Below are 11,501 nucleotides of genomic sequence, written 5' to 3' on the forward strand. Positions count from 1 at the left end.
ATGCAAGTAGAAGGGATCAGCCTAGTTCAATTTAATGGTGAGCAAGCAGGCCAAACCGTACTGCGTGTTCATTTTCATATTATTCCTGGCTCACTGGCAGAGGCTCGAAGCCATGCTCGAACCATGGTTGATAGTGCAGAGCTGCAACCCTTTGCTGATAAGATTGCCGCTTTGTTGAGCGCTTAGTATAGAGCAGTAAGGATGAATCAGGCTGAGAGCGTTGCTTTCTCAGCCAAATCATAAGGCCTAGTTGCGGGGTTATTTTATCGCCACTAAAGAGCCAAAGTTAAAGCATTGAAACCACAGTTCGCTAGCCGAAAAACCGGCTTCAGCAAAACGTTGTTTATGTTGGTTAATAGTATCGGTGACCAGTACATTGTCTAAAGAGCTGCGCTTTTGGCTAATTTCTAACTCGCTGTAACCATTGGCGCGTTTAAAATCGAGGTGCAGTTCGCTGATTAAATTTTGGGTACTGGTTTGCTCAAAATGAAATTTTTCACTAACTATCAGTAAGCCACCTGGACACATTCCATGGTAAATCTTTTTCAGTAGGGCTAAACGTTGCTCTTGAGCGATAAATTGCAATGTGAAGTTTAATACCACCACCGAGGCTTGGCTGATTTCTACTTCACAGATATCTTCACATAACAGGCTTACTGGGGCAGAGCTGCGAAATGCGTCGAGGTGTTTTTGACAGCGCTCTAGCATTGCGGCAGAGTTATCTACAGCAATAATTTCTACTCCTGGTTTGGTGACCGCGCGGCGCATTGCTAAAGTAGCCGCACCCAAAGAGCAGCCTAAGTCATAGAGTTTGCTGTTGGCTTGGTGGAATTGCCCAGTTAAATGTCCAATGGTTGAGATTATATTGCTATAGCCCGGCACCGAGCGTTGGATCATATCGGGAAATACTTCGGCGACTTGTTCGTCAAAGCGAAACTCGCCGAGCTGGGTAATGGGTTTAGAAAATAGAGTATCTTTGCCTTGCATGGCTGGTTCTCGTACGCAAAAGCGGCTTTTAAAAAACAAAATGGTATTAGTGGGGCATTGTAACCAGCCAAAGCGTCCTTGTCTTTGGCAAAATTGTCGTCTGCACTAGATTTATTGCTCTATCGCTATTCTTATTTATGGTCGCTTTCCTTTATACTATCGCCCTTTCACTCCTTGATGTTGCCAAAGGGCTTCGTCGGAGTTATTCATTTACTAAATTTTAAAAACGTAAAACGGGAAAGGCCAAATGCGCACTGTTTACTGTGGACAAGTCACTAAAGAGTTAGTTGATCAAGAAATAAATTTAGTCGGTTGGGTTAACCGTCGTCGTGATTTGGGCGGTGTTATCTTCATCGACTTGCGTGACCGAGAAGGCATTGTGCAAGTGGTGTTTGATCCAGACCGAGCCGACGTTTTCGATACCGCCAACAGTTTACGGAATGAGTTTTGTGTCCGTTTGAAGGGCCGAGTGCGTGCCCGTCCAGATAGCCAAGTTAATAAAGATATGACTACCGGTGAAGTAGAGCTATTGGGCTTAGAGTTGGACATTCTTAACCGTGCTGCGCCACTACCTTTAGACAGTAACCAAGACAACTCGGAAGAGCAGCGTTTACGTTATCGTTATTTGGATTTACGTCGCCCTGAGATGACTCAACGGATGATGTTCCGCGCCAAGGTGACCGGTTTTGTTCGTCGCTTCATGGAAGACAATGGCTTTTTAGACATTGAAACCCCTATTTTGACTAAGGCTACTCCAGAAGGCGCGCGTGATTATCTGGTGCCTAGCCGCACCCATAAAGGCCAGTTCTTCGCTTTGCCACAGTCTCCGCAAATCTTTAAGCAGTTGTTGATGATGTCGGGCATGGATCGTTATTACCAAATTGTGAAGTGTTTCCGTGATGAAGACTTGCGTGCTGACCGTCAACCCGAGTTTACTCAAATTGATATTGAAACCTCGTTTATGAGTTCTGATCAGGTGATGGCAGTGACCGAGCAGATGATTCGTGAACTGTTTATTGCCATGTTGGATGTGGACTTAGGTGAATTCCCACAAATGACTTACGCCGAAGCGATGCGTTTATATGGCTCGGATAAGCCGGACTTACGTAACCCTATGCAGTTGGTGGACGTAGCCGATTTATTGAAAGATGTTGAGTTTAAGGTGTTTTCTGGTCCTGCTAACGATGACAAAGGCCGCGTAGCAGTATTGCGCGTTCCTGGTGGCGCTAGCTTATCACGTAAACAAATCGACGATTACGGTAAGTATGTGGGTATTTATGGCGCTAAAGGTCTCGCTTGGATGAAGGTTAACCAAGTGAGCGAAGGCCTAGATGGCTTACAATCGCCAATTCTGAAATTTTTAAATGAACAAGTGGCCAGTGCTATTGTTGAGCGCTGCCAAGCTCAAGATGGTGACTTAATCCTATTTGGTGCAGATAAAGCCAATGTTGTTTGTGAGGCTATGGGCGCTTTACGCTTGAAAGTGGGCCAAGACTTAGGTTTAGTCTCAGATGAGTGGAAGCCATTATGGGTAGTTGATTTCCCGATGTTTGAAGAAGTGGACGGACAGTTCCATGCTATTCACCATCCTTTCACCGCACCAGTAGAGGGCGTGACTCCTGAGCAGTTAATTAGTGCCCCTGAAGGGGTATTGTCGAATGCCTATGACATGGTTCTAAATGGTTGTGAGCTAGGTGGTGGTAGTGTTCGTATTCACAAACAAGATATGCAAGCTGCTGCCTTTAAAGTGTTGGGTATTAGCGAACAAGAGGCTCAAGAGAAGTTTGGCTTCTTGCTTGAGGCTTTGCAGTACGGTACTCCTCCTCACGCTGGCTTAGCTTTTGGTTTAGACCGTTTGGTGATGTTAATGACTGGCGCTAGCTCGATTCGCGATGTAATGGCATTCCCGAAAACCGCAACGGCAGCTTGCCCGCTAACTAGCGCCCCAAGTGCTGCTAATCCGGTTGCGCTAAATGAATTGGCATTGCAGGTACAATTACCTGAGGCTAAATAATTAGTTATTAACACGACCCATCCTAAGATAGGTTGATAGTTGTTAGGCCAGCTCCGGTAGCTGGCCTTTTTTGTATCAAATAGCCTCTTAGTTGCTGTTTGCTTTTGGCATGTTGATTAATGGGTGCAGGTGAATAATTTGGCCGTTTTTATCTAATAGAGCGCCTTTTTCATTACAGCGGTGATAAAGGTCTAGCGCTTCAGCTTTAGCTTGAGGCCGGCCAAAGAAGTAACCTTGTACCTTGTCAAAACCATTTTTCTTCAACCAGTTAGCATGCTCTAGGGTCTCGACCCCTTCCACTAAAATTTCGTAATTTAGCGTGTTAATCAACTCGCGCATACTAAGTACAATGTTTTGTGTTGGCTTGGAAGAAAGGGCGTTATGGCCAAATTCACGGTCAAATTTGATTTTGTCGCAGGCTAAATTGCTTAAGTAGCTGAGAGAGGTGAAACCTTTACCGAAGTCATCAAAGGCCACTCGTATTCCTGCTTGGCGGATTTCTTTGAGTTGGCTTTTTACCTGCTGGTAGTTTTGCACCGCAACACTTTCAGTGATTTCTAATTCTAGATAGTTGTCACCAATATCAGCGGCGGCAAACTTGCTGATGAGTCGTTTAGCGAAATGCTTGTCTTCAAATTGCCGTCCACTAATGTTGAATGCAATGGTTAATCCTTGATGGCCTTGTTGATGTAATTCTTCTAATAGCGCGATGGATTTTTCTATTACCCAGTAACCTAAGGGTAGAATATGGCGACCTGCTTCAACGATGTCTAAAAATTGCCCCGGATTCATAACTCCTTGGCTGGGGTGGTTCCAGCGCAACAATAACTCAAAGCCGGTAATCTGTTGTTGGTTCATGGATATTTGCGGTTGTAAGAATAACTCCAGTTGGTCTTGCGTCATGGCATTTTGGAACTGGTTCTCAATGGTAAATACCATGTCATTTTGTCGAGCCAGTTCTATATCAAAGTGGGTACAACAGTTACGTCCTTGACGTTTGGATGAATACATCGCTAAGTCCGCGTATTTAATTAACAGTTGCGAGTCGTACTCGGCTTGTTTGGCGGTGGCAATACCAATGCTTAAGGTGACTCGCATGGTGACTCCCGATAGCGTTATATCGTGAGCGATTTCTTGAGCAAGACTGTAGGCGAAGCCTAATACACTGTCTTTATCTTGATTGTCGATGAGTAAGGTAAATTCGTCTCCGCCTAGGCGGTAGGTACCTGAGGCTGATTTACCAAGATGCTTGATTCTTTTGGCCACCTGTACCAGCAACAAGTCGCCGAAATCATGTCCTAGGGTATCGTTAATGGTTTTAAAATTGTCTAAGTCGATATAGATCAGGCTTATCTCACGGCCTTGGTGTTTGGCTTTTTGTAGGGCTATCCCTAACTGAGTTAAAAAAGCAGTGCGATTAGGCAGCTCGGTTAAAGGGTCTTCCATGGCCATTTTTTCTAACACTTTGGTGTTTTCTGCAATGTTTTCCCGCATTCTGGCGAAGCTATTGGCTAACTTAATCGAGATGTCATCTAAAGAGTCAAACTCATCATTAAATAGCTGCAATTTAGCCTGCGGTTGGTAGCTTTTCTCCTGCAAAATACTAGGTAGTGTTTCAGTATGATAACGTAAGCTCTTAAGAGGTCGGCGCATTAACAAGATACCGATCACAATGGCTAAGCCCATGGTGATAAGTAGTAGCATTAACAGTTTATTGGAGAATTGGGTTTGTAGCCGTATTTGTTCACTCCAGTCTTTTAAAATCAGTAATTTTAGTGAGGGGCTAGCGCTATCTTTGATAGGGTATTGCTTTCCAACAATGGTTTTTTCTTCAACCTTGAACTCCATATTAGCGTGGTTACGATACTCTATGGCATTGTCAAACCAGTTTTGACTGAGTACTTGAGTATTAGTAGCCAATAAAACACTCTTATAAATTGGTCGTTCTAGGTCGATGATGGCAACTTCAATATCATCCCGTTGAGTGACATTGATCAGCGCATCGGCTAAATCTAGTTGAAAAGCTAGTAGGCCTTGCTCGGCACTTCTAGTTCGAATAGGTAGCGAAACCCACAAAAAGCACTGTTCCATACATTGTAACAAGCGCATTGGTCTGGCTAGCAACGATACTTGTTCCAGTAGTTGTCGTGGCGGTGGTTCGTCGACATTCGCGCAACGGTATTGCTCTACAGTAAATACAGTACAGCCATTATTAATCGGAAGAAGCCACTGTAGCTCAGGTAAACGTCGGGATAAATATTGGTCCAACTCAGCCAAACTATCGGTTTGGCTGAGTAGGGTTTGGGTTTCAAAAATATAGGTGACGCTATCACTTAGGCGTTCTATTTGGTCATTAAACTCTAAGGAATAGTTATCGAGATAGCTGCGTTTTAATTGCTCTTGTTGGTTTTGATAGTGCTCTTGGGCAGTAAAGCCAAATACCGTAACAACTATGCCCGCAGCCAAGATTAAAGCTAAAGTAAGCTTCAATCTGACGCTAATGTATCGGTTTTTTAGATCCATCAAAGGAAACTGGCTCAAGGTCATTATTATTCCTTTTATTCTCTTATACCGCTGAAGCTGTTAATTAAGCTTTATCATATTAAGCATAGAGCTAATTATTAAAAACGATAACTTAGTTGAGCAGCAAACAGACGCCAGTAACGTTCAGGGTTATTCGTTCTACTGAAATTTAAGTCTCTGACTGGAGGTATCATAGAGGTACCTGTGAACCAGTGGTGCTCCAGCTTTAGTTGGAAATTGCGATGAAAGTTCCAAGTTAGTCCAATAGTGATGTCTTGTAGATCTCTTAAGTTAGGTTCGATATCGTTGTCGACAAAGTGGCTACTGTCGTAGCGGCCAAGTAAGCTCCATTGTGGATTAACGATATACACTGCTTGTAAATAATAAGCGTTCATATCGATGCTGCCTTCGAAGTTGCTTTCTAAGGGTTTAGCAAACTGGTTTTTCCCTTCGGCTGAAGTGCCACCTCTGCGCATAGTAAATTCTGCGGTTAATTCATAATGTTGCTGCGTATACTGCAGTGAAGCAATGTATTGCTCGGTGTCAATGTTAAAGTCGAAAGGCAACGGAATCGGGCTTTGTGGTCCAGCTAGATCGATGGCATTGTTTAAATACATTTCTAAGCGACGATATTCTAGTGCGGCGTACCAATCTGAATTGGGGCGCGCCGAGAAGTGCAATGAGGTATTCCACTCGCTGTCGAATTTTCCACCCTGATCTTTACCCAAGAAGCGACGGGTAAAGCTTTCATCGAATTTTTCTTTACCTATTGACGCCGCAAAACTGTATTGCTGGCCGCTGGCTGTGAAGTGGTCTAAATCAATTCGCACACCATCTGCTCTTAGGCTTTGTTCTTTGAGGATATGCGGATAGATTGACAGCGGCAATACAATGCTGGGACGAGTAAAGGGGACATCTTGGGTTGCGCCATAAATACCATTGGCTAATTTAAATCTACCTAGCTTAAGGCCTAGCTCCCAGTCTTGATGTAGCGCGGTTTGGTAATTTAAGCTAAGGTAATCAAGCTCTAGACCGCTTTCAAACCAATCGCCATTTTCTCTACCAATGATTAAACCGGATAAGGACCAATTAGGGTTTAATTGCCAAAAGCCGCGCAGGCCAGCTTCATATAAGGGACCGCTATCTCCGGAGTTATAGCCATAATAATTGTTTGCGCTCACATCAATATAGCTGGCAGATACGAAGCCGCCCCAAGAGCCTTTTGCATGGCTTGGAGCTGTAAAGAATGCCGCGCTGAAACTACTTAACAACAAAAGAATGAAGAGCTTCATTATTGACCTCTTGGCTAGCATATCCAATTGCGTTGGGGTTATTTTCTATAATACTGAGCATATCTTGTTCTGAGTTGACTATGGTAGGTGCGACCGCTGTCCCGGTATATATTTGCCGCTCCCAAATCCTACTAAGTTGGTAGGGGAATAGATTTAAGGTGTCGAGGCAAAATTGTCTATGTAATGGCGAATTATTATCCATTACCACTAGTTCTATCATTTGCCCATCAGGCCAATGTTTTTGCCGAAGGGAAAAGATGGAACGTATGGTGTTGATATTGAGTTGTGTTGATTGTTTGGCATGACTCACAACCCAAATTTCGGCATCGACAGGAATGCTGAAGCTAGTGATGTGAATAAATATAAACAGGCTTAAGAGTAAGCACTTGCGCTTATGAGAAGCTAAGTTAGCGCGCTTAACAGTTAGATTCATAGCCTTCCATGCTAGATAGTAATTGGTTTACATGTCCTTGATTAATTAAATATAGGTTAATTTTTTCAATAAGTTAAGGGTGAATTGAAAATGTTTTGTTTTGTTTAAATATTCACCTGCGATAAGTTTTCTATTGAGTTTTTTGTTATTTTTTCAATGGTTAGGAGTATTTATCATCTTATTGTTTGAACATAATTATGTATGATTATTGAGTGTTTTTTCATTGGTATTGACGTTAGAGAGATCTGGTTAATTTATATGTTGTGCCATTTAAACTTGAAGCTAGTCCAATAGGTTTGCGAATTTGGCTTGAATAAAACAGCTGAAGTTTTCTCTAGCTGTTAAATTTTGAGTAGCTAAGATTTAAGGTTTATTATCCAAGCTTAGTAAGCCGAATGGGAAAATGAATGGGTAGGTATTACTAACGGCCCGATATTAAACGCCGTAAAGTTGTCCAAGCTGTAAAAAGTGAAAAAATGTTTACTTAAATCAGTTCGGGAAGGGGAGTCCGCTAGTAACTCAACTTGGCTAAGTAAAAGCGCTGGCTAAGCCCTCTATAACCGGCAGAGGAACGGTATCTGCTAGCATGAATTAATAGGAATGCCGCGCTAAACTTGCTAGTCTGAAGTGCTGCCTTGGAACAAGATAATGATATATAAAATAATGAGATATAATAAGTTTGCTGAGTTGGATATAGTGCTGGTGAATTTGCTGAAAAGTAGCGTTCAGCAGTGAGTATTATTTTAGGTATCGACCCTGGCTCGCGGATTACTGGTTATGGGATCGTTAAGCAAGCCTATGGACGCATAGAATATTTAGGCAGCGGCTGTATTCGAACTAATGAAACCGAATTACCCGCTCGCTTGAAACTGATCCATGCGGGAGTCAGTGAAATTATTACCCAGTTCTCTCCCGACGAATTTGCTATTGAGCAAGTCTTTATGGCCAAGAATGCTGATTCCGCACTAAAGCTTGGCCAAGCAAGAGGGGCTGCAATTGTTGCTGCCGTAAGCCAAGATATTCCTGTGGCAGAGTATTCGGCTAGGCAAATAAAACAAGCCGTTGTCGGTACCGGAGCGGCAGACAAAACGCAGGTACAGCACATGGTGACGCAATTATTGGCTCTATCGGCCAGCCCTCAGGCCGACGCCGCAGATGCCTTGGCGGTAGCGCTATGTCATTGCCATACCAGACAAAGTTTAATTGGCATGGCGGGAAAGGTGCGTGGTACGGTACGTAGACGCTTGCGTTAACTCCGATTGTTTAAAAAAGCAGCTACAAGCCAGTTTTTTTAAATTTATCCTGTACTAAGAATTGAAACTACAAAAGTTTGACCCAATATGCTGATAGAGATTATTAGCTAAGGTAAAGAGGACGACATGACCTTAGAGCGTTCAGAACGTTTTGAAATTCCCGTATTACCGCTCCGTGACGTTGTGGTTTATCCGCACATGGTTATTCCTTTATTTGTTGGTCGCGAAAAATCCATCCGCTGTTTAGAAAGTGCGATGAGTCAAGACAAACAGGTATTATTGGTTGCACAAAAGGATGCCAGTAACGACAACCCTCAGGCTGACGATTTATACACCGTTGGAACCGTAGCTAATATTTTGCAGCTACTGAAATTGCCTGATGGTACCGTTAAAGTTTTGGTTGAAGGTAGTCAGCGCGCCAGATTGGAAGAGATCATCCAACAAGAAGAGTATTATGTTGCTTCTGCCGAGTACGTGGTGTCTGCTCAACCGGAAGAAAAAGAACAAGAGGTAATGGTTCGCTCGGCAATTAGCCAATTTGAAGGCTATATCAAGCTGAATAAAAAAATTCCTCCCGAGGTACTTACTTCTGTTTCTGGTATTGACGACGCTGCCCGCTTAGCCGACACCATGGCCGCGCACATGCCTCTGAAGCTAGAAGACAAACAGTCGGTACTCGAGTTGGCTAGTGTGACTGAGCGTTTAGAGTATTTAATGGCGATGATGGAATCGGAAATCGACTTACTGCAAGTTGAGAAAAAGATCCGTGGCCGCGTTAAAAAACAAATGGAAAAAAGCCAGCGAGAGTATTATCTCAATGAGCAGATGAAGGCGATTCAAAAAGAGCTGGGTGAATCTGAAGATGGCCAAGACGAATTTGAGCAATTGGCTCAGCGTATTGAAGAAGCCAAGATGCCCGCCGAAGCCAAAGAGAAGACTCAGGCAGAGCTCAACAAGTTAAAAATGATGTCGCCCATGTCAGCCGAAGCCACAGTAGTGCGAAGCTATGTTGACTGGATGATCAGTGTTCCTTGGGTAAAACGTTCTAAAGTGAAGCGTGATTTGGCTAAGGCCGAGCAAGTGCTTAATCAAGACCACTATGGCTTAGAGAAGGTTAAAGAACGTATCTTAGAGTACTTAGCTGTACAAAGCCGAGTGAACAAACTTAAGGGGCCAATTTTGTGTCTTGTTGGGCCCCCTGGTGTAGGTAAAACCTCGCTAGGGCAATCCATTGCTAAATCTACCGGCCGTAAATATGTGCGTATGGCTTTAGGTGGCGTGCGTGATGAAGCTGAAATCCGTGGGCATCGTCGTACATACATTGGTTCAATGCCTGGTAAATTGATTCAGAAAATGGCCAAAGTGGCGGTTAAGAATCCTTTATTCTTGTTGGATGAAATCGACAAGATGGCCTCTGACATGCGCGGCGATCCTGCTTCAGCGCTGCTGGAAGTATTGGATCCTGAGCAAAACAACAGCTTTAACGACCATTACTTGGAAGTGGACTACGACTTATCCGACGTGATGTTTGTTGCCACCTCCAACTCGATGAATATTCCAGGTCCTTTACTTGACCGTATGGAAGTGATTCGCTTGTCTGGTTATACCGAAGATGAAAAGCTCAATATTGCGAAGCAGCATCTAATTGACAAACAAATTAAACGTAATGGCTTAAAAGCTAACGAAATCGTCATCGACGATAGCGCGATTATAGGCATTATACGTTATTACACTCGCGAAGCTGGGGTGCGTAGTTTAGAGCGCGAAATCTCAAAGTTATGCCGTAAAGCAGTGAAAGAGATTTTACTTAATAAAGATATTAAGAAAGTTGAAATCAATCAGCAAAACCTAAGCCATTATCTCGGGGTGCAACGTTGCGACTACGGTAAAGCCGATGAGAATAACCGTGTCGGGATGGTGACCGGCCTAGCTTGGACCGAAGTGGGGGGCGATTTACTCACTATTGAGACGGCTTCAGTACCTGGTAAAGGTAAGCTTACTTACACTGGCTCTTTGGGTGACGTGATGCAGGAGTCTATTCAGGCCGCCATGACAGTGGTGCGCTCGCGTGCTGAGAAATGGCGAATTAATAACGACTTCTACGAAAAACGTGATATTCACGTGCATGTTCCAGAAGGTGCCACGCCAAAAGATGGGCCGAGTGCGGGCATCGCAATGTGTACCGCTTTGGTGTCTAGCTTGACTGGTAATCCAGTAAAAGCGGAAGTGGCAATGACCGGGGAAATCACCCTGCGCGGAGAGGTGCTTCCAATTGGTGGCCTAAAAGAAAAATTGTTGGCTGCACACCGTGGCGGGATCAAAACAGTATTGATTCCAAAAGAAAATGAACGTGATTTAGAAGAGATCCCCGAAAATGTTGTTGGTGACCTCAAAATCATTCCAGTACGCTGGATAGAACAGGTTCTGGAGATTGCTTTAGAGCAAAATCCTGAAGGCTTCGAAGTAAAAGCTTGAGTCAATGCAAATAAACGGGATGCGATCGTAAAATAGTACTTGCCAGCCTTGTTCAAGGGCTATAGCCTAAGGCTGGCAAGGAAGCCGTTGATAATAACATTGATGGTGGTATTACTTTATTAGACTAACTCGCCTCATTCTCAACCGTAAAAAGGGAACTTCCTGTGGTGAGAAGAAAAGGAATAACAACAAGGGGAACCAATTGTGAATAAAGCTCAACTCGTAGATAAAATCGCTGAAGGCGCGGATATTTCTAAAGCGGCAGCAGGCCGAGCGCTGGACTCTTTTATTGAAGCGATTTCAGATACACTGAAAGAAGGCGATAGCGTAGCCTTGGTAGGTTTTGGTACTTTTCAAGTTAAAGAACGTTCTGCCCGTACTGGCCGTAACCCTCAAACGGGTGCAGAGATTCAAATTGCCGCTGCTAACGTACCTTCGTTTAAAGCCGGTAAAGCGTTAAAAGACGCAGTTAACTAAAATTGTCAGTCGCAGCTTTGCGGTCTGTCAAAGGCGCATCCTCTGAT

9 protein-coding genes are annotated in these 11,501 nt (G+C 43.7%); 5 read left to right on the top strand and 4 right to left on the bottom strand.

Going from position 1 to position 11,501, the window contains the following annotated elements:
- Positions 1-186: HIT family protein (locus tag ACQY6Q_RS12185; protein WP_427981780.1), on the top strand; the 186-nt coding region annotated here is incomplete at its 5' end.
- Positions 187-258: 72 nt separating this feature from the next.
- On the opposite strand, the gene cmoA is transcribed toward ACQY6Q_RS12185, so the two are convergent.
- The gene (cmoA, locus tag ACQY6Q_RS12190) at positions 259-987 is read right to left on the bottom strand and encodes a carboxy-S-adenosyl-L-methionine synthase CmoA (protein ID WP_427981782.1); all 729 of its coding nucleotides are present in this window, start codon (positions 985-987) and stop codon (positions 259-261) included.
- Positions 988-1,234: 247 nt separating this feature from the next.
- On the opposite strand from cmoA, the gene aspS reads away from it, so the two are divergent.
- On the top strand, positions 1,235-3,001 hold the full coding sequence (aspS, locus tag ACQY6Q_RS12195; RefSeq protein WP_427981784.1) for an aspartate--tRNA ligase: 1,767 nt from the start codon (positions 1,235-1,237) through the stop codon (positions 2,999-3,001).
- An 87-nt stretch (positions 3,002-3,088) separates the two neighbouring features.
- Here the strand turns inward: aspS and ACQY6Q_RS12200 are convergent, their stop codons facing one another.
- The 3 genes from ACQY6Q_RS12200 to ACQY6Q_RS12210 all read right to left on the bottom strand — a co-directional run bounded on the left by ACQY6Q_RS12200 (position 3,089) and on the right by ACQY6Q_RS12210 (position 7,249).
- Positions 3,089-5,548 carry a putative bifunctional diguanylate cyclase/phosphodiesterase gene (locus tag ACQY6Q_RS12200; protein ID WP_427981786.1) on the bottom strand — a complete coding sequence of 820 codons (2,460 nt, stop codon included), beginning with the start codon at positions 5,546-5,548 and terminating at the stop codon, positions 3,089-3,091.
- Between the two features lie 74 nt (positions 5,549-5,622).
- Positions 5,623-6,816: a hypothetical protein gene (locus tag ACQY6Q_RS12205; RefSeq protein WP_427981787.1), complete on the bottom strand. Its 1,194-nt coding sequence runs from the start codon at positions 6,814-6,816 to the stop codon at positions 5,623-5,625.
- On the bottom strand, positions 6,785-7,249 hold the full coding sequence (locus ACQY6Q_RS12210; protein ID WP_427981789.1) for a hypothetical protein: 465 nt from the start codon (positions 7,247-7,249) through the stop codon (positions 6,785-6,787). The genes ACQY6Q_RS12205 and ACQY6Q_RS12210 overlap by 32 nt, the downstream gene beginning before the upstream one ends.
- A 731-nt stretch (positions 7,250-7,980) precedes the next feature.
- Between ACQY6Q_RS12210 and ruvC the strand changes: the two genes are divergently transcribed.
- The 3 genes from ruvC to hupB all read left to right on the top strand — a co-directional run bounded on the left by ruvC (position 7,981) and on the right by hupB (position 11,454).
- On the top strand, positions 7,981-8,502 hold the full coding sequence (gene ruvC / locus ACQY6Q_RS12215) for a crossover junction endodeoxyribonuclease RuvC (RefSeq protein ID WP_427981790.1): 522 nt from the start codon (positions 7,981-7,983) through the stop codon (positions 8,500-8,502).
- Positions 8,503-8,628: 126 nt separating this feature from the next.
- Entirely contained in the window at positions 8,629-10,977 is a 2,349-nt protein-coding gene (lon, locus tag ACQY6Q_RS12220) for an endopeptidase La (protein ID WP_427981792.1), read from the top strand.
- Between the two features lie 204 nt (positions 10,978-11,181).
- Positions 11,182-11,454: a nucleoid-associated protein HU-beta gene (gene hupB / locus ACQY6Q_RS12225; protein ID WP_055732009.1), complete on the top strand. Its 273-nt coding sequence runs from the start codon at positions 11,182-11,184 to the stop codon at positions 11,452-11,454.
- Positions 11,455-11,501 lie beyond the last annotated feature (47 nt).

The organism is Agarivorans sp., assembly GCF_050295395.1.
Classification (GTDB): domain Bacteria; phylum Pseudomonadota; class Gammaproteobacteria; order Enterobacterales; family Celerinatantimonadaceae; genus Agarivorans.

Excerpts from the sequence above, each read along its gene's own strand:
- ACQY6Q_RS12205 (WP_427981787.1), bottom strand. The coding sequence starts at position 6,816 with ATGAAGCTCTTCATTCTTTTGTTGTTAAGTAGTTTCAGCGCGGCATTC.
- cmoA (WP_427981782.1), bottom strand. The coding sequence starts at position 987 with ATGCAAGGCAAAGATACTCTATTTTCTAAACCCATTACCCAGCTCGGC.
- ACQY6Q_RS12210 (WP_427981789.1), bottom strand. The coding sequence starts at position 7,249 with ATGAATCTAACTGTTAAGCGCGCTAACTTAGCTTCTCATAAGCGCAAG.
- lon (WP_427981792.1), top strand. The coding sequence starts at position 8,629 with ATGACCTTAGAGCGTTCAGAACGTTTTGAAATTCCCGTATTACCGCTC.
- ACQY6Q_RS12200 (WP_427981786.1), bottom strand. The coding sequence starts at position 5,548 with ATGACCTTGAGCCAGTTTCCTTTGATGGATCTAAAAAACCGATACATT.
- aspS (WP_427981784.1), top strand. The coding sequence starts at position 1,235 with ATGCGCACTGTTTACTGTGGACAAGTCACTAAAGAGTTAGTTGATCAA.